Annotated in this window: 17 protein-coding genes; 4 read left to right on the top strand and 13 right to left on the bottom strand. The window is 68.9% G+C overall.

Features of this window, described 5'->3' with window-relative positions; translation table 11 throughout:
• Positions 1-75 precede the first annotated feature (75 nt).
• The 12 genes from J1M64_RS07975 to J1M64_RS07920 form a co-directional block, all read right to left on the bottom strand.
• Positions 76-849: a hypothetical protein gene (locus J1M64_RS07975; protein ID WP_067711917.1), complete on the bottom strand. Its 774-nt coding sequence runs from the start codon at positions 847-849 to the stop codon at positions 76-78.
• Complete coding sequence (locus J1M64_RS07970; protein WP_067711915.1) at positions 846-1,388, bottom strand: hypothetical protein; 543 nt, start codon at positions 1,386-1,388, stop codon at positions 846-848. Before J1M64_RS07970 ends, J1M64_RS07975 begins: the two co-directional genes overlap by 4 nt.
• Positions 1,388-2,806 (bottom strand): MCE family protein, encoded by a 1,419-nt coding sequence (locus J1M64_RS07965; RefSeq protein WP_067711912.1) that lies wholly within the window; start codon positions 2,804-2,806, stop codon positions 1,388-1,390. The genes J1M64_RS07970 and J1M64_RS07965 overlap by 1 nt, the downstream gene beginning before the upstream one ends.
• Positions 2,803-4,008 (bottom strand): MCE family protein, encoded by a 1,206-nt coding sequence (locus J1M64_RS07960; RefSeq protein ID WP_067711909.1) that lies wholly within the window; start codon positions 4,006-4,008, stop codon positions 2,803-2,805. Before J1M64_RS07960 ends, J1M64_RS07965 begins: the two co-directional genes overlap by 4 nt.
• Positions 4,009-5,274 carry an MCE family protein gene (locus tag J1M64_RS07955; protein ID WP_067711906.1) on the bottom strand — a complete coding sequence of 422 codons (1,266 nt, stop codon included), beginning with the start codon at positions 5,272-5,274 and terminating at the stop codon, positions 4,009-4,011. It lies immediately after the preceding gene.
• On the bottom strand, positions 5,271-6,419 hold the full coding sequence (locus J1M64_RS07950; protein WP_067711903.1) for an MCE family protein: 1,149 nt from the start codon (positions 6,417-6,419) through the stop codon (positions 5,271-5,273). Before J1M64_RS07950 ends, J1M64_RS07955 begins: the two co-directional genes overlap by 4 nt.
• Positions 6,412-7,467: an MCE family protein gene (locus tag J1M64_RS07945; protein WP_159148560.1), complete on the bottom strand. Its 1,056-nt coding sequence runs from the start codon at positions 7,465-7,467 to the stop codon at positions 6,412-6,414. The genes J1M64_RS07950 and J1M64_RS07945 overlap by 8 nt, the downstream gene beginning before the upstream one ends.
• On the bottom strand, positions 7,464-8,702 hold the full coding sequence (locus tag J1M64_RS07940) for an MCE family protein (protein WP_067711900.1): 1,239 nt from the start codon (positions 8,700-8,702) through the stop codon (positions 7,464-7,466). The genes J1M64_RS07945 and J1M64_RS07940 overlap by 4 nt, the downstream gene beginning before the upstream one ends.
• Before the next feature lie 9 nt (positions 8,703-8,711).
• Positions 8,712-9,563, bottom strand: a complete 852-nt coding sequence (locus tag J1M64_RS07935) for an ABC transporter permease (protein WP_067711897.1) — start codon at positions 9,561-9,563, stop codon at positions 8,712-8,714.
• 1 nt (position 9,564) lies between these two features.
• Positions 9,565-10,329, bottom strand: a complete 765-nt coding sequence (locus J1M64_RS07930) for an ABC transporter permease (protein WP_067711895.1) — start codon at positions 10,327-10,329, stop codon at positions 9,565-9,567.
• Between the two features lie 235 nt (positions 10,330-10,564).
• The gene (locus J1M64_RS07925; protein WP_163375507.1) at positions 10,565-11,482 is read right to left on the bottom strand and encodes a 3-oxoacyl-ACP reductase; all 918 of its coding nucleotides are present in this window, start codon (positions 11,480-11,482) and stop codon (positions 10,565-10,567) included.
• An 8-nt stretch (positions 11,483-11,490) separates the two neighbouring features.
• A complete protein-coding gene (locus J1M64_RS07920; RefSeq protein ID WP_067712138.1) occupies positions 11,491-11,685 on the bottom strand; it encodes a ferredoxin in 195 nt (64 codons plus the stop codon).
• A gap of 107 nt (positions 11,686-11,792) precedes the next feature.
• On the opposite strand from J1M64_RS07920, the gene J1M64_RS07915 reads away from it, so the two are divergent.
• From J1M64_RS07915 to J1M64_RS07900, 4 genes are read left to right on the top strand one after another with little or no spacing between them, the layout of a single operon-like run.
• Positions 11,793-13,055, top strand: coding sequence for an acyl-CoA dehydrogenase family protein (locus J1M64_RS07915; protein WP_206473830.1), 1,263 nt, complete (start codon positions 11,793-11,795; stop codon positions 13,053-13,055).
• A 1-nt stretch (position 13,056) separates the two neighbouring features.
• On the top strand, positions 13,057-14,127 hold the full coding sequence (locus tag J1M64_RS07910; RefSeq protein WP_163375506.1) for an acyl-CoA dehydrogenase family protein: 1,071 nt from the start codon (positions 13,057-13,059) through the stop codon (positions 14,125-14,127).
• Positions 14,124-15,788, top strand: a complete 1,665-nt coding sequence (locus J1M64_RS07905; RefSeq protein ID WP_206473829.1) for an AMP-binding protein — start codon at positions 14,124-14,126, stop codon at positions 15,786-15,788. Before J1M64_RS07910 ends, J1M64_RS07905 begins: the two co-directional genes overlap by 4 nt.
• 21 nt (positions 15,789-15,809) lie before the next feature.
• Positions 15,810-16,541, top strand: a complete 732-nt coding sequence (locus J1M64_RS07900; protein WP_181694273.1) for a hemolysin III family protein — start codon at positions 15,810-15,812, stop codon at positions 16,539-16,541.
• A 128-nt stretch (positions 16,542-16,669) separates the two neighbouring features.
• On the opposite strand, the gene J1M64_RS07895 is transcribed toward J1M64_RS07900, so the two are convergent.
• Entirely contained in the window at positions 16,670-17,776 is a 1,107-nt protein-coding gene (locus J1M64_RS07895; RefSeq protein ID WP_067712132.1) for a nitronate monooxygenase family protein, read from the bottom strand.
• Between the last annotated feature and the right edge of the window lies 1 nt (position 17,777).

Genomic DNA, 17,777 nt, shown 5'->3' with positions numbered 1-17,777 from the left:
GTCCGCCCCGGGCGGCGCCCCATACCCGGGCGTCGGCCGGCGGTCAGAGCGCTTCCGGGTCAGAGCGCGTCCGGGTCAGAGCGCGTTGAGCTCGGCGAGCTTCCACGTCCCATCCTGGCGGACCATGTCCACGCTCAGCCGTGAGGCCGAACTGGCCGCCTCGGGCGCGTCCTTGGTGGAGACCATCCGGTTGAGCATGACCAGCACGGTGACGCGCTCGGCGTCCGTCACCTCCTGCGGCGCGGCGGCGGCGACGGTCGCGTAGACGGTGGCCTCCTGCTGCTTGGCGGCGGAGGAGACGGTCGGCATGGACTGTTCGACGAACTCCGACAGTGCCGGGTCGGCGAGCCGCTCCCGTACCGCTCCGAGGTCCGCGTCCACCGTCCGGTGGTCGTAGGTGAACATCTGGGTGGTGATCTCGCGAGCCGCGTCGGTGGCCGCCCGGGGCGCGGCCGCGATCTGTTCCTCGATCGCCGTCGCCTCGCGGGCCTCGACGTACTGCCACGTGGCCAGGCCGGTGACGACGACGAGGACCGCCGACACCAGCGCCAGGGCGGTGATCAGGGTGCGCCGACGGGCCGGGTCGATCGGTTCCCGGGACGCCGGCGACGGCGAGGGGGTCGAGGTGGCCGGCCGGGCGGTCGCGCCGCCGGCGGTGTCCTCGTCCGATCGTGGGTCGGCGGTCTCGGTGCGGGGCATGGCCTCCATGCCCTCGAACAGCCCACCGGCCCGTGCGGCCTCGAGGGCACGCTCGCGGGCGGCGTCGGCCTTGCGCTGGGCGCGGGCCGCGCGTTCGGCCTCGCGCTGGGCGCGACGGGTGGCGCGGATGTCGGAGTCGGGAGTGGTCATGGGATGAAGTTCACCCCCGTGACCTTCATCTCGCCGTCGTCGTGTCGGTTCACGGTCACGCGCACACGGTACTGGCGGTCCTGGTCCTCATCGGACTTCGGGTTGCCGATGGTCTGGTCGATCGCCATGATCACCTCGGCCCGGTCGGGGTAGGAGTGCTCGACGGCGGCGGCGGACACCACACCGTCGGCGACGACATTGGTGGTCTTGACGACGTCCTCGTACGAATCGCGGCGAGGCGCGAACTGCTCCGAGAAATCGCCGTCGATCAGGCCGACGATCTCGTCGACGTCCTCCGACAGCGTCTCCTGCCTGATGGTCATGAGCTTGGTCATCACAGTCGTCGCGAAGTCACGGTACGAGGCGTCCAGTTCGGTCGCGGAGGCCCGGTCGGCGCGCACGGAGGCCGCCGAGTTCCGCTCACCCAGCCACAGCGACGTCGCGACGACGGCGGCCACGAGGCAGACCGCCGCGACCACCGCGGTCACGGTGAGCCAGGGGCGCCCACGGTCGGCGGGGTTGTCGTCCGGCTGTGGCACTAGGTCACTCCGTTCGTGAGGATGTCGGCCAGGTCGGCGTCCGCCGAGAGTCGTCCGGCATCACCGAGATTGAGCTGACGGTACGTCTTGCCGTCGGCGCCCAGGTATTCGCCCGTCGACGGGTCGTACATCGCGGCCGACGTGCGGATCTCCTGTTCACCGGTGTCGGACGACGGCACAACGTTCCACCCGTTCGGGTTGTTCCCGGGCGGACCGACCTCGCTCGTGTCCGGGGGGTTGATCCCCTCGGGCTGGTAGTCGTTCGCCGCGCACTCGGCGGGCGACGCCGCCCGCCGACCGGGATACTCCATGCACGGCAGGTTGCGGGCTCCACGGACGGTCGTCTGGGAGTCCTTGGGGACCTTGCAGTAGATGCCGTTCATCAGCGGGGGCACGGACAGGTCGGCGGGCGACCGCCGCTGGTCCGCCGGCAAGAAGCCGGTGGTGCACGGCGGGGTCTCGTTGATCTGGAGGTTGAAATCCACCTTGATCTCACCGGTGTCCTTGGCGCCGTTGATCGCGGTGATGAGCGAGGACACCAGGGCCGGGTAGATCACGAGCAACTGCTCGATGGAGCGGTTGTAGACCACGCCAACCTCGCCGACGCTCACCAGGTTGGCGACCAGCACCGGCATGGTCGGCTGCAGATCGTTGAGGACCCTGGTCGCCCGGGCCAGCGAGTCCGGGCCGCGCTGGATGATCGAGGTCAGCTGGGGCTCGTTGACCCGGAGCTGATCGGTCAGGTCTGCGAGGTTCCGGGTCCAGGCACGGATCGAGTCCGATGAGCGCAGCTGCGAGTCCAGGACCGGCTCGGCGTCGGCGATCAGCTGGCGGGTGGCCCCGGTGTTGCGCTGGGCCTCCTCAAGGAGGAGCTGCGCGGAGTCCAGGAACTGCTGGAGCTCCCGCTCGGAACCGTTGAACGCGTCGAACGACTCAGAGATGACGCGGCGCATCTTGCCGTCGTCGATCGACGCCATGAGCACCGTGGCCTGGTCCAGGACGGGGCCGATCCCCTGGGGCATGTCGACCCGGTCCTCGCCGAGCACGGTGCCGTCGGCCATCTCGCCGACGGGCTCGCCCTCAGGCACTAACTCGACGAACTGCTCTCCGACCGCGGAGACACTCCGGATCTGCGCACGCACGTTCTCGGGGACCTCCGCCCGCGTGTCGAAGTGCAGTTCGGCCACGACGTGACCGGGCTTGAGGGTGACCGCGTCGACCCTCCCGATCACATTGCCCAGGTAGGAGACGTTGGCGTTCTTGTAGAGCCCACCGGTGTCCGGCATCTGCAGTGCGACATCGGTGCGCTGCCAGCCGAACGCAGTCGGCAGCTTGAGGTACGAGACCGACATCACCGAGAGGGAGAGAACCGTCACCACGGCGAAGATGGTCAGCTGGATTCGCACGAACCGGGTCATCGGGGGGCCTCCTCGGTCGGGGCACCGGATTCCGGCTCAGGCGGCAGTTCGGCGAACGGCTCCTCGCCCGAGTGCTCCAGCCGCGGGATCTCAAGGGAGAACGGGTTCGCGCCGGCCAGCGGATTGGGCGCGAGGCCCACATAGCCCTCGAGGCCGGCCATACGGTTGCCGAACTCGGTGCCCAGGAGGAAGGTCTCCGACAGACGCGGCATCGTCGTGTCGGCGTGGATGTACAGGTTGGCGTAGTCGCCGCGGAGGAAGTTGTCGATGCCCGCCTGCGGGAACGGGAACGTGATGAGCACGCTCAGCGCCCGGGTCAGGTCGCGCCCGGCGTTGGCTAGCGAGTCGAGGACCGGCGTGATGTCGCGGAGGTTGTCCACCAGGTTCTGTCCACCACCGGCGTCGATCACCTGGTTGGCCTTGTTGCCGAAATCCCCGAGCGAGACCATTGCTGTGGTCAGCTCCTGCTTCTGGTCGTTGATCAGCGCGACGGCCTCGGGCATCTGACCCAGCGCCTTGGCCAGGGTGTCGTTCTGCTCGTTGATCTGCCGCGAGAGCCGGTCCAGACCGTCCATGGCCGCGATGATGTCGGCCCGCTGCTGGTCGAGACCACTGACGGTGGTCTCCAGCTGGGAGATGACCTCCTTGGCCTCGAACTGGCGACCGTCCAACGCGGTGTTGAGCTCGCGGGAGATGGTCTCGAACTGGGCCAGTCCGCCGTTGGTGAGGACCACCGACAGCGCCGACAGCGTCTGCTCGGTGGTCGGGTACACACCGGCGCGGGCCAACGGGATGACGTCCCCGTCGGAGAGCGAGCCCTCGGGTTCGCCGTCCGGGGGCGGGAAGATCTCGAGATGTTGCGACCCCAGGAGGCTGGTCTGCCCGATCTTCGCATGCGCGTTGGCCGGGAGCCGGACATCCTCGTTGAGCGAGACCGTGACGATCGCCGTGTAGTCCTCCACCTGCATGTCCGTGATCGATCCGACGTTGACGTCGTTCACTCGGACCGGGGAGTTGCGGGTGATGGTGGTGACGTTGGGCATCTCAAGGGTGATCTCGTACGCACCCTCGCCCCTGCCCTGCGCACCGGGTAGCGGCAGGGAGTTGAGACCCTCCCAGGTGCATCCGGCACCGGAGAGCAGCACGACGGCGCCGAGTGCACCTGCCGTCAGAATTCGGCCACTGGGTCGGTTGCGGAACATCTACGCATCTCCCGTCACGAGCAAGGTGTCGGTGAGGTTGTCGCCCTTGTTGACCACGTTGATCAGCGGGTCGGGCCGGTCGGAGACCGGCTGCACACCCGGTGGGGTCTGCGTCCCTGGCTTCTGCGAGTCCCAGATCTGTTGGGGCTCCGCGGTGGGCGTGATCGGCGGGGTGACCGCGCCGTATGGGTAGTTGGAGGCGAGCGAGTTGAACAGCGGGCCCATGTACTGGGCGCACAGCTGTGCGTCGGATTCGGCGGTGTTGTTGGCCAGGCCCGCGATCGCACCGCAGATGAAGTTGGTCGGGTTGGCCATCTGGTTCATGGTCAACACCCCGGTGAGGACGCCCTGGTACGGCCGGTAGATGTTGTAGAAGTTGGCCATGGCGGTGGGGCCCACGTGGAGCACTCCCTCCAGCTCGGCCCGCCGGTCGCGCACCACCTCGGTCGCCTGGCCGAGCTTGTCGACAGCAGTGGTCACGCGTTCCCCGTTGTTGTCAAGGAACCGGTTGATGTCGGTCACCGCCAGGTCGAGATCGCTCAGCGCCGCATCGATGTTGCCCGTCTGGTCTCCGAGCACCTGCGACACGCTGGCCAGCCTCCCCCCGAAGGACACGATCTGCTCCTCGCTCTGTGAGAGCGCGGTGACGAACAGTTGCAGGTTCTTGAGGGTGGTGAAGAGGTTCTCTCGCCCGTCCGAGAGCAGCGCCATGGTCTGCGAGACCTCGTTGAGGGCGTCGCGGACCTCCGCACCGTTGCCGTCGAGCATCGCGTCGGCCGAGTCGACGAACTCGCCGAGCGGGCCCGTCTCCTCGTCACCAACGGGACTGAGGGCGGTGGACAGCTTCATGAGCTGCTCCTTGACCCCGTCCCATTCCACCGGGATCGCGGTGCGCTCGACGGGGATCGTGCCGCCGTCCGGCATCTCCTCGCCGCCCGTGAAGGCGGGGGTGATCTGGATGAACCGCTCGGCCACGAGGGACTGTGCCACGAGCAACGCGGTGGCGTCGGCGGGGACCGGGACGTCCCGGTCGACCTTCATCGTGACCTTGGACCTGCCGTCCTCGGAGGTGATCTCGGAGATCCGTCCGACACGCACCCCGAGCACCCGGACGGTGTCGTCCTCGTAGACGCCACGGGTGGATTCGAAAAAGGCGATGATCGTCTTGGTCCGGGTGGAGAAGAACCACACCGTGGCAATCACGAGGAGGACGACGACGACGAGGGCCACGACCTTGGACAGTGTGGACGAGAACAGTCGACTCATCGGGGCAACCTCTTCTCGCCCCAGCCGGGGTGCTCGTCCATCAGGGTCAGACCCGGTACGGCCGGCAGCGTCGGCTCGCGCACCAGTCCGGGCTCGGGCTGGACGCGGTCGTCGATGAGAGGCATGAGGTCGCGCAGGATGGTCTGCTGGTAATGACCGATCGACAAGTTGGATATGTAGGCGTTGAACCACGGTCCGGACGCCACGGCCTCGCTCAGCGCCGTGGAGAACGGCACGATCCGGCGCAGCCCCAGATCGATGTCCTCTTTGTTGCGGATCAACAGATCCGACACCTGCTCCAACTTGTCCAGGGCGGGTCCGAGCTGTGCCTCGTTGTCCTGGACCACCCCCGAGAGCTGCCGGGCGAGTTCGTCGATGTTGACAATCAACTCGCTGAGGGCCCTTCGCCGGAGGTCGAGCTGGGTGAACAGCACGTTGCCGTCCACCATGAGCTGGTTGATCTGGTCACTTCGCTGCCCGAGAATGTCGGTGGTCCCCGCGGCCTTGTCGAGGAGCTGCCGTACGCCCTCGTCACGCTCGTTGAGAGAGCGCGAGAGCCTGGTGATCCCGTCCAGCGCTCCCCTGATCTCAGGCGAGGACCCCTCCATGGTCTCGGCGAGCACGGTCAGCGCCTCGTCGACCTTGTCCGTGTTCATTGCCTCGACGGTGTTGCTGAGGTCGCCAAGCGCGGCGGTGAGCGAGTACGGGACCGAGGTCCGCTCGAGCGGGATGATGTTGGCGGGGAGCTCGCCCTGGCCGTCAGAGAAGACCCCGAGCGCACGCCGGCCGAGGATCGAGTCGGTCTTGATCTGGGCGGAGGTGTCCGCGCCGAGCGCGACGTCGGTGTCGATGTCGAAGCGGACCCTGACCCTGTCCCCGTCGAGCTCGATCTTCCGCACCGAACCGACCCTCATCCCGGCCACCTGCACCTCGTCACCGGTGTTGAGCCCGGCTGCGTCGGCCACGTACGCCGTGGCGTTCCGCAGCCCGTTGACGAAGGGGATCCGGTCGTAGTTCAGCGAGATCGCCATCAACGCCACGGCCCCCACGGCTCCCCAGACACCGATCGTCTTGGGGTCGCGGTCGCGGAACCGGAGCTGTCCTCGGGGCGCCTTCGGCGGGGTCCCGTCTATTGTGTCACTCATCGGGGAACGCACACCGTCCCGTCGTCTGCTCGTACTGGGGCAGGTACACGCCCCTGCCGGTCACGGGGTTGGTGACCTGCACGATCACACCACAGAGATAGAACTGGAAGAAGCTGCCGTACACGCCCAAGCGCCCCATCTTCTCGAAGTCGGACGGGAGCCGGTTGATCACGTTCTCGACGAACGGCTCGTCCTCGTTGATGAGTGTCGCCACCCGGTCGATCTGGGCGACGTCCTCGCGCAGGGCCGGGCGGACGTCGGACAGGAGTGTGGTCATGTTGGCGCTGGCGTCGTTGAGGCGTTCGACGGACTCGCCTATCGGCTCGGAGTTCGCCGACAGACCAGAGACGAGCTGCTGGAGGTCGTCGACGATCGAATCGACGTTGGACTGGTTGTCCGCCACCGTGGTGAGCACCCCGTTGAGATTGGTGATGATGTCTCCGATGAGCTGGTCCCGATCAGCCAGTGTCTGAGTGAGGGACGACGTCGAGGCGAGCAGGTCCTGCACGGTTCCGGCCTCGCCCTGGAATACCTTGACGATCGATTCCGACAGCTGGTTCACCTGGCCGGGGTCGAGTGCCCTGAACAACGGACGGAACCCGCCGAGCAACGCGTCGAGGTCCAGAGCCGGGGAGGTCTGCGAGATCGGCAGCGTCTCGCCCGCCTCGAGCGGAGACTGATCCCCCTCCCCCCGGTTGAGTTCCAGATAGCGGTCCCCGGTCAGGTTCTCGTACCGCACCATCGCCTCGGTGCTAGCGTGCACGACCTGGTTCCCGGCCACGGAGAACCGGACCGCGGCTGTGTTCCCGTCCGCCAGTGCGATCCGGTCGACGCGGCCCACCTCCACTCCCGCGATGCGCACCTTATCCCCAGACTCCAGCCCCGAGACGTCGGTGAACTCGGCATTGTACTTCTCGGACGCGCCGGAGCGGTACTCGCTGAAGACCATGACCAGACCGGCCAGGACCAGCACCATCACCGTGGTGAAGATCGCCAGCTTGATCAGGGTGAGACGGGCGTTTCGCGCTGCCGAGCGCCCGGCGGTCACGGGGCCTCCCCGTCCATGCCGAGCATGACCTGCAGCAGCGTCGGGGGCGCGGGACGACCAGGCTCGGTGGGCCGCAACGGGCCGAACAGCGGGGCGGGGCGAGTGGTGAACACGTCGGGCATGCCCTCCACGGGGTTCGAGCCGGTGTCGGTGACGACGAACGGGGCGTGGACCTCCGGGTCCGGGAACGGGAGGCCGTAACAGTTGGGTCCGGTGCTGGCGTTGACCTTCGGCAGGTCCTTGGGGTACTCGTACGCTCGCGCCCCCTGCTGCCACCCCGACTTGAATACCAGGCCGGGCTGGTCCTCGCCGCCGAAGGCTGAGTTGGCGCCCTCGACGCCCTGGTTCAGGCCCACGATCAGACAGGTGAGCATGGGGTGGTACTCCGCCAGCAGGCTGGTCGAGGCACGCAGGTCCGAGAGCGTCTTGACGAATTCGTTGCCGTTCTCGGACAGCAGGCGCTTGCCGGTCTCGCCCGTGCCGATCGCAGAGACCAGCAATTGTTCGAACCGCGCCTGGTTGTTGACGACGTTGGCGCCGACATCGGTGCCGGAGTCGAGCAGGCGCATGATGTCGGGGGTGACGTCGGCGTAGAGGTTGGCCACCCGCGACCCCTTGGCCAGGTCCCTCTGGAGGGTGTCGATCTGCGGGTTGATCTCTTGCAGGTAGTCGCCCAAGTCGGTGATCGTGCGCCCCACCTGTTCACCGCGCCCGTCGACCGCCCCGGAGACCGCGCCGAGGGTGGCGTTGAGCTTCTCCGGCTCGATCGCGATGAGCAGGTCGGTCAGGTCCTGGAACAGTGTGTTGACCTCGGCGGTGACATTGGACGCCTCGACGACGGTGCCCGCGGCCAGCGGCGTCGGGTCCGGCCGCATCGGGGACTCGAAGTCGACGGACTTCGCACCGAACACTGTGTTGGATCCGATCGTCACCGGGGAGTTGGCGGGGATGGCCTCCAGCGCCGCGGGATCGACCTCGATCTCGATCGTCGCCCCGCCGAACTCTTGGCGGATGTCCTTGACGTTGCCGATCTCCACACCGCGGGCGCGCACCTTGGCGTCGGCCTCCATGACCAGACCGGCGCGATCACTGCGGACGGTCAACGGCACCCGGCTGTCGAAGACCCTCGCGAACATCAGGAGGGAGAGCGCGATCACCACGACGATGAAGAGCGCCAGCACCGTCGCCGCGATGCGCTTGGGCACCGTATCGCTCTGACTCACAGTTCTCGCCACGTCCGCCTCCTATCCTGACAGGTTGAAGTTGCCGTCTCCGCCGTAGATCGCGAGGGAGAAGAGAAGGGTTACGGTCACCACCGCGATGAGCGAGGTGCGGACGGCGTTGCCCACGGCCGAGCCGACGCCGGCGGGACCGCCGGCGGCGTTGTAGCCGTAGTAGGTGTGGATGAGCATGATCGCGATGGCCATCGCGATGGCCTGAACGAAGGACCACAGGATGTCCGTGGGGATGAGGAACGTCGAGAAGTAGTGGTCATAGACGCCGCCGGACTGACCATAGATCTGCACGGTCGCGAACCGGCTCGCCAGGAACGAGGCGATGACGGCGAGCGAGTACAACGGCACCACGGCGATCATCCCGGCGACGATCCGGGTGGAGACCAGGTAGGTGATCGAGTCGATCGCCATGACCTCCAGCGCGTCGATCTCCTCGGACACCCGCATCGCCCCGAGCTGGGCCGTCGCGCCGGCACCGATGGTGGCGGCCAACCCGATGCCAGCGATCACGGGTGCGGCGATGCGGACGTTGATGAACGCCGCGAAGAAGCCGGTGAGCGCTTCGACCCCGACGTCGGTGAGCGAGGAGAAGCCCTGGACCGCGATCACGCCGCCGGTGGCGAGGGTGAGGAACCCGACGATCACCACTGTGCCGCCGATCATCGCCAGCGCACCCGTTCCCATGGCGATCTCGGCGATGAGCCGCAGTGTCTCCTTCGGGTACTGGGTGAGCGCCCGCGGCGTGGCCAGCAGTGCTCGCCAAAAGAACAGGGCGATGCCGCCGAAGTCGTCGGCCCTGCCGACGGTGTGGTGCCGGGCCCGCGCGAGATGCGGGAACCGGGTGGTCTCGATGACGGCCACCTCACGCCCCCAGGACCTTGACGCCGACCGCCGTGAGCACGGTGTTGACGACGAACAGGGCCATAAAGGCGAAGACGACGGTCTCGTTCACAGCGCTGCCCACCTCTTTCGGCCCGCCCCGGACGTAGAGGCCCTTGTAGCAGGCCACGAGCCCGGCCAGCATGCCGAACATGCCGGCCTTGATCTGCGCCAGGATGAGCTCACCCAGGCCCGTGAGCAGGGTGATCCCGTCTACGAAGGCGCCCGGGTTGACGCCCTGCAGAAGAACCGAGAAGAGGAAACCGCCGAGGATGCCGATCGTGCACACCAGGCCGTTGAGCAGCAGCGCCACGAAGGTGGACGCGGCGACCCGGGGGACGACCAGGCGCTTGACCGGGTCGATCCCGAGGACCTCCATCGCGTCGATCTCTTCGCGGATGGTGCGGGCCCCGAGGTCCGCGCAGATGGCGGTGGCCCCGGCCCCCGCCACGATGAGGACCGTGACCATGGGACCGACCTGGGTGACGGCGCCGAGCGCGGCCCCCGCCCCCGACAGATCGGCCGCACCGATCTCGCGGAGCAGGATGTTGAGCGTGAAGCTCACCAGGACGGTGAACGGGATCGCCACCAGGATGGTGGCCATCATGGAGACCCTGGCGATGAACCAGGACTGTTCGACGAACTCCCGGCCCTGCCGCACGATCGACGGGAAGGACACGAACGTGTCGAGACTCATGGCGACGAAATCGCCGACTCCCTTAAGCGGCGCATCGAGAACTCTCGCCATATCGCCCCCCTCCTGTCTTCTTTCATCCCCCGGTCACACCAAACTGAACAAGTGACCGGTTCATCGTGACCCAGATTACATAGTAGCTAGAACACGTTCTATCTGACAAGGGCTTCCCCATCCCCCCGACCGGTGCCCCTGCCAGCTCGCGTCGGGGGAATCTAACACGCCCGACACACCAATAAGTCGTCCCCGGCGCGATCGACGTCGATCACGCCGGGGACGGGCCCGCCACTCAGAGCTTCATGATCTCCGCAGCGGAGAAGGACTTGCCCTCCGGGCGTCCTGACCAGTGCCCGGAGATCGCATCCGCGAACTCGCGACGGTCCCATACGCCACCCTCCGCGTCGAACCTCTTCTCCACGACGGGCGCCTCCACGAGCGCCACCATCCCGCCGTATACCACGAACAGCTGACCGGTGACGTGCGCAGCAGCGGGCGAGGCCAGGTAGGACACGAGGTCCGCGACCCGGTCCGGCGAGAGCGGATCCGGCCCCTCGGAGGAGTCCCAGGGCTCGAAGACCGCCTCCGTCATCCCGGTGCGACCGCGAGGGGCGATAGCATTGGCGGTGCAGCCGATGCGCTCCAGCACCCGCGACGCGGACAGCGTCAGCGCGGTGATCGCGGCCTTGGCCGCGCCGTAGTTGGCCTGGCCGGGCGGGCCGAAGAGCCCCGCCTCCGACGAGGTGTTGATGAGCCGGCCGTAGACCGGCCCCCCGGACTTCTTGCTCTCCGCGCGCCAGTGGGCGGCCGCATTGCGGGTGAGCAGGAAGTGACCGCGCAGATGCACCTTCACGACCGCGTCGAAATCCTCGTCGGAGAGGTTGAACAGCATCTTGTCGCGCGTGATCCCGGCATTGTTGACCACCACGTGCAGCCCGCCGAGTCTGAGTGCCTCGGCCACCATGGCGTCCGCGGTCTCCCGCTCGGAGACATCGCCCACGACGAGTGCCGCCTTGGCTCCGGCCGCCTCGATGTCCGCGATCACCGCATCTGCTGCTTCACCGGCGCGGATGTCGTTGATGACCACCGCGGCCGCGCCCGACCTGGCGAGCTCGACCGCCTCGGCCGCGCCGAGACCCGAGCCGGACCCGGTGACCACGGCGACGCGCCCGTCGAGTGAGAGGTCCGCGTCGAGATTCTCCCGACCCATCCCCGCGGTCACTCCGCGGCCTTCAGCGCGGCCATCGGGCACTTCTCCACAGCCTTGAGTGCGCGCTTCTGCAGGTCCTCGGGGACCTCGTCGACGATCACACGCACGACCTCGTCGTCGTCGTTCAGCTCGAAGACCTTCGGCGCCAGGCCGACGCACACGGCCTGCCCCTCGCAGCGGTCGGGATCGACTTCAATCCTCATGCCGTCCTCCTCGGTCGCACCCACGGCCACCATGGCCGCGAGATGGTTGGATACTATGTGAGACACGACACTAGAACGTGTTCCACTCACCGATGAGCTTAGGGCATATGGACATCACCTACACCACCGACCAGGAACGTCTGCGCGGGGAGTTGCGCGAGTATTTCTCGGCACTGATGACCCCTGAACGACGCGAGGCCTTCACCTCCACCACCGGCGAGTACGGGCACGGCGACGCGTACCGCGAGATCGTCGCGGAGATGGGCCGAGACGGCTGGCTGACACTGGGGTGGCCCGAAGAATTCGGCGGGAAGAACCGGCCGATGATCGAGCAGTTGATCTTCACCGACGAGGCCGCCATCGCCGGGGTTCCCGTCCCGTTCCTCACCATCAACTCCGTCGCGCCGACGATCATGGCCTTCGGCTCCGACGAGCAGAAGAACTACTTCCTGCCCCGGATCAGCCGCGGTGAGCTGCACTTCGGCATCGGCTACTCCGAGCCGGACTCCGGCACCGACCTCGCGTCGCTCCGCACGCGGGCGGTCCGCGAGCCCGGGACCGGTGAGCACGAGGGCGGCGAGGTGTACCGGATCAACGGTCAGAAGATGTGGACGTCGCTGGTGGCGTACGCCGACTGGATCTGGCTGGCCGCGCGCACCGATCCGGACGCCAAGCGCCACAAGGGCATCTCCATGATCATGGTGCCCACCGACGCCGAGGGCTTCTCGTGGACCCCGGTCCACACGATGGCCGGCCCGGACACCAGCGCCACCTATTACCAGGACGTGGTGGTCCCGGCGAGCAACCTCGTGGGCCCCGAGCACGGCGGATGGCCGCTCATGACCAACCAGCTCAACCACGAGCGCGTCGCCCTGACCTCGGCGGGGCCGCTGCAGGCCTCACTGCGGCAGGTCGTGCAGTGGGCGCGCACCACCCGCTCGGCGGACGTCGGTATGCCCGGCGACGGCACCGTCATGGAGAACGAGTGGGTGCGCACCCACCTGGCCCGCGTACACGCGATGGCCGAGTACCTGGCCCTGCGCAACTGGGAGATCGTCTCCGTGGACACCGCCGCGCCCACCCGCATCGCCGCGTCGGCGACCAAGGTGTACGGGACCGAGACGGCGTGCGAGGCCTACCGGTTGCTCATGGAAGTCCTCGGATCGAGCGGCTACCAGCGCTCCCACTCCCCGACCGCCGCCCTGCACGGGCGCATCGAGCGCCTCCACCGGTCGGCGCTCATCCTCACCTTCGGCGGCGGCACCAACGAGGTGCAGCGCGACATCATCGCCACCGCCGGCCTGGGGCTGCCCCCGGCGCCACGCGTCGCCCCCGCTCCGTCCGCCAGCACCGCCCGGAAGGAGCGCTGACATGGATTTCTCCGTCGACGACACCACCGCGGAGCTGACCGCCCTCGTCCGGGACATGGGCGAGCGTCTGGTCACCGACGACTCCCTGCGAGAACTCGACGCCCGGTTCGGCCCCGGCACCGAGTCCGGCGGAACCGACCGCGGGACCGCCCGGTTCCACGCCCGCTACTGGGAGGAACTGGTCCGGGCCGGCGTCCCGGCCGCCCTCGCCCCGGAGTCGCTCGGCGGCGCCGGACTGGGGGTGATCGGCGAGGCCCTGGTCCTACGCGAGTTGGGTCGGGTTGTCGCCCCGGTCCCCCTGTCCCCCGCGATCCGCGCGGCCCACCTGCTCGAGGCGGCCGGGCAGACCGACCGCGCCACCGCCGTGGCGGAGGGGCGCGAGATCGCCGCTGTCGCCGACGGCTGGTCCGGCTCCGCACCGGAGGTGGACTGGGCGCCGATCGCCGATGTGATCGTCCGGTCTTCGGCCGACGGCCTACACGTGACGGACGGCGCGGCGGTCACCGTGGAACGCACGGTCCCCGTCGACTACTCGTGCAGCGGGCTCGTCACCGGTGACCCCGGTGCCGCCACCGCGCTCGCCGCCGGGGCGCTCGAGTTCGATGCCCTGCGCCGCCGCGTCCACCTTGCCGCCCACCAGTGGGGCGTGATCGAGGCCGCGCTCGAGCGCACCGCAGCGTACGCGAGCACCCGCCACCAGTTCGGTCGCCCCATCGGCACGTTCCAGGCCGTCGCCGCCCGCCTGGCGGACGGGTCCATCGACGTCGACGCCGTCCGGTTGAGCACCCTGCGCGCCGCCTACGAACTCGACGCCTGTAGCGGCGACCCCGGCCCGACCGCACACGCGGCGGTGGCCTCCGCCCACTTCTGGGCCTGCGACGCCGGCCACCGCCTCGCCCACACCGCCGTGCACGTCCACGGCGGCGTCGGGCTGGACCGCTCCGAGCCCGCCCACCGCTACTTCCTCGCCGCGAAGGCCGACGAGTTCCGCCTCGGCGGCGCCACCCGGCAACTGCTCGACCTGGGCGACGTGCTGGCCACCGCGGGCGACCCCTGGGAGTACTCGGCGTGAGCGGCGCGGTGAAGACGATCGCGGACGTCGCCGCCCAGCCGTTCACCTCCGTCGCCGACGCGGTGCACGCCCTGTCCGCCGTCGGCGACCGCGGAATCTGGTCCGACGGCCGGCTCACGCCCTGGTCGGAGGCCGTCGGTGCGGTGGCCGTGCGGATCGCGGCGCTACGGGAACTGATGACCTCGTCGTCGTCGTCACCACCGGCACGTCCCCACGTCGGCCTCCTCCTGGCCGGCACGCCCGAGTACCTCCACCTGCTCGGCGCGGCGGCATGCTCGGAGCTCGTCGTGGCCGGGCTCAACCCCACGCGGCGCGGCGAGGCCCTGATCCGGGACGCCGCGCTCGCCGACTGCGCGCTCATCCTCACGGACACCGACAACGCCGCACTGCTCGACGGGCTCGACCCCGGCGTGCCCGTGGTCTCCGTCGACTCCCCCGAGTGGACCGCGCTATTGGAGCGCCACGCCGACGCGGCGCTCCCCGAGGTGGCGGACGTGCCAGCCGGCCCCGACGACCTGGTCGCGCTGGTGTTCACCTCGGGCACGAGCGGCGACCCCAAGGCCGTCCGGATCACGCAGAGCAAGATCTCCGTGCCCGGCCGCATGCTCGCCGAGAGGTTCGGGATCGGCGCGGACGACTGCGTGTACAGCGCGATGCCGCTGTTCCACTCCAACGCCGTGATGGTGGCGTGGCCGATCGCCCTGTACTCCGGATGCTCGATCGCCCTGCGGCGTCGCTTCTCCGCCTCCAACTGGCTCGACGACGTCCGGCGACACGGATGCACCTTCGCCAACTACGTCGGCGCGCCGCTCTCCTACATCCTGGCCACCCCCGAGCGGCCCGATGACGCCGACAACCCCATGCGTGTGGTCTACGGCAACGAGGCCCCGGCCGACGTGCGCCGCGAGTTCGCCCGACGCTTCGGCGTCACCGTGGTGGACGGGTTCGGTTCCAGCGAGGGCGGCATCTCCGTCACCCGTACGCCCGGGACCCCCGACGCCGCGCTCGGTCCACTGCCGGACGGGGTGCGGATCGTCGACCCGGAGTCCGGGGACGAGTGCCCCCGCGCCCGCTTCGACGACGCCGGTGTCCTGCTCAACGCCGACGAGTCCGTGGGTGAGATGGTCGCCGACGGGCCGGGCCTGTTCTCCGGGTATTACGGCGACCCCGCCGCCGACGCCGAGAGGATGCGCGGCGGCCGGTTCCACTCCGGCGACCTCGCGTACGTCGACGACGACGGATGGGTCTACTTCGCGGGCCGGTCCGGTGGCTGGATGCGCGTGGACGGGGAGAACCTGGCGGCGGCTCCGATCGAACGCGTACTGCGGCGACACCCCGATGTGGCCGAGGTCGGCGTGTACGCCGTGCCGGCGGAGACGGTGCGGGGCCCGGCCGTCATCGGCGACGCCGTCGCCGCGGCGGTGGTGCCTCGCGAGGGTGCAGAAGCCTCGGCCCTGGCGGGCGGGTTCGGTGATTTCCTCGCCGCCCAACCCGACCTCGGGCCCAAGCAGTGGCCGTCGCTGCTCCGGATGACCGCCGCGCTACCACGGACGGCCAGCTTCAAGTTCCGGGCCCGCGACCTCAGCTCGCTGGGCGCCGAATCGGCCGGGGACAGGGTCTGGGTCCGCGCCGACGGTGCGGGGGCCTTCACCCCCGGGTGAGGTCGTCGGTAGGTTTGGCGTGTGGACCACGCCGTGAACCCCGACCTGCAGCATCCCGCCGGCGACGGCATCAACGCCGATGCCGTCGCCGCCGACGACGACTTCGGTATCTCCGCGCCCGTTCCGCCCAAACCGCTGCTGCGGGGGTGGATTCACGCCGGCACCCTACCCGTCGCGATCGCGCTGGGCGTCGTGCTCACCGTGCTCGCCGAGGGGACCGCGCTGACCTGGGCCTGCGCCGTGTTCCTGGCGACCTCGACCCTGCTGTTCGGGATCTCGGCCCTGTATCACCGGGTGAACTGGGGGCCACGCGCCGCAGCCCTGATGCGCCGTCTGGACCACTCCAACATCTTCCTGCTCATCGCCGGGACGTACACCCCCATGACGGTGGCGGCACTCGAGCCCCCGACCACCCAGATCCTGTTGACACTCGTGTGGTCGGGCGCCCTGCTGGGGATCCTGTTCCGCCTGTTCTGGCTGTCCGCGCCGCGCTGGCTGTACGTCGTCCTGTACATCGGCCTCGGCTGGACCGCGGTGTGGTTCGCCGGCGACCTCATCACCGCCAACCTCGCGGCCGTCATCCTGGTCATGGTCGGTGGCGTCGCCTACACCGGCGGCGCGGTGGTCTACGGCCTCAAGCGACCCGACCCGGCCCCCGGCGTCTTCGGTTTCCACGAGGTGTTCCACACGTGCACCGTGATCGCGTTCGCCTGCCACTGGGCCGCGATGCTGCTGTTCGTCCTGACCAGCTGATGACCTGCTGACGACCTGACGGCCGAGAATCCGCTATCCCGATTCCCGATCTGCTACCCGAATTGGGCTGGCGGATCCGGAATCGGAGTAGCGGATCTGGCTGATGACGGCGAGACGGGCCCGTCCGGTCAGGCCAGGGTCGCGCGCAGTCGCTCGACGGCGGCCTCGTACTCGGCGACGATCTGCGCCATCGTCTCGGCCACGGGCACCACGCCCTCGAGGGAGCCGATGATCTGCCCTGCGGGCATCGCCACGACCTCGGGATCCTGCGCCTCGGAGATCCGCTGGTGGGCCTCCGCGACGAGGATGTTCTGCAGGGGCATGGGCATCGGGTCCGGCGCGTCGGCGGCGGCCCACGCCTCGGTCCACTTGCTCTTGAGCAGCCGCGCGGGCTTGCCCGAGTAGATACGGGTACGGACGGTGTCGCGGCTGGTCGCGGCCACGAGCGCCTTTTGCATGGCCCGCGACCCGCCGTCCTCGGCGTACTCGGCGGCCGTGAGCCAGCGCGATCCCATCCAGGCGCCCTGCGCGCCCATCCCGATCACGGACGCGACCTGGGTTCCGTCGCCGATGCCACCGGCGGCCAGCACCGGGGCCCGGCCGTCGAGGGCCTTGACGATCTCGGGGACCAGCACCATCGTCGCGACATCGCCGGTGTGACCTCCCGCCTCGCCGCCCTGGGCGATCACGATGTCCACGCCGTTGTCGACGTGGGCCAGGGCGTGCTTGGTGGCGCCGGCGAGGGCGGCGACCTTCATCCCGTTCTCGTGGGCGAGGTCGATGATGTGCTTCGGCGGCGAGCCCAGGGCGTTGGCGATGAGCACCGGCCGGTGCTTGAGAGACATCTCCACGTGCGACTGGGCGACCGAGTGGAGCCACCCGATCACCCCTGCGTTGTGCTCGGCGTCATCACCGAGCGGTGGGACGCCGAGGTCATCGAGGACACGGGAGACGAACGACTTGTGCTCCTCGGGGATCATCGCGGCGATGTCCTCCGGGCTCCCCTCGGTGGGGACCTTGTTGGGCATGACGATGTCCACACCGTAGGGCTTGCCGTCGGTGTTCTCGTCCATCCAGGTGAGGACCTCGTCGAGTTCCGCGGCATCGTTGTACCGGACACACCCGAGCACGCCCATGCCGCCGGCACGGGTCACGGCGGCCGCGACGGCCTTGGACGGGGTGAACGCGAAGACGGGGTACTCGATCCCGAACTCCTCCGTGAGGGAAGTGCGAATG

This window comes from Dietzia sp. KRD202 (assembly GCF_017168155.1).
GTDB lineage: Bacteria > Actinomycetota > Actinomycetes > Mycobacteriales > Mycobacteriaceae > Dietzia > Dietzia kunjamensis.
The sequence above is the reverse complement of the archived record's forward strand: the minus strand, read 5'-3'. Positions and strand labels throughout refer to the sequence as shown.

Coding starts and splice junctions, on each gene's coding strand:
- J1M64_RS07975 (WP_067711917.1), bottom strand. CDS start 849: ATGACCACTCCCGACTCCGACATCCGCGCCACCCGTCGCGCCCAGCGC.
- J1M64_RS07965 (WP_067711912.1), bottom strand. CDS start 2,806: ATGACCCGGTTCGTGCGAATCCAGCTGACCATCTTCGCCGTGGTGACG.
- J1M64_RS07960 (WP_067711909.1), bottom strand. CDS start 4,008: ATGTTCCGCAACCGACCCAGTGGCCGAATTCTGACGGCAGGTGCACTC.
- J1M64_RS07955 (WP_067711906.1), bottom strand. CDS start 5,274: ATGAGTCGACTGTTCTCGTCCACACTGTCCAAGGTCGTGGCCCTCGTC.
- J1M64_RS07950 (WP_067711903.1), bottom strand. CDS start 6,419: ATGAGTGACACAATAGACGGGACCCCGCCGAAGGCGCCCCGAGGACAG.
- J1M64_RS07930 (WP_067711895.1), bottom strand. CDS start 10,329: ATGGCGAGAGTTCTCGATGCGCCGCTTAAGGGAGTCGGCGATTTCGTC.
- J1M64_RS07925 (WP_163375507.1), bottom strand. CDS start 11,482: ATGGGTCGGGAGAATCTCGACGCGGACCTCTCACTCGACGGGCGCGTC.
- J1M64_RS07920 (WP_067712138.1), bottom strand. CDS start 11,685: ATGAGGATTGAAGTCGATCCCGACCGCTGCGAGGGGCAGGCCGTGTGC.
- J1M64_RS07915 (WP_206473830.1), top strand. CDS start 11,793: ATGGACATCACCTACACCACCGACCAGGAACGTCTGCGCGGGGAGTTG.
- J1M64_RS07910 (WP_163375506.1), top strand. CDS start 13,057: ATGGATTTCTCCGTCGACGACACCACCGCGGAGCTGACCGCCCTCGTC.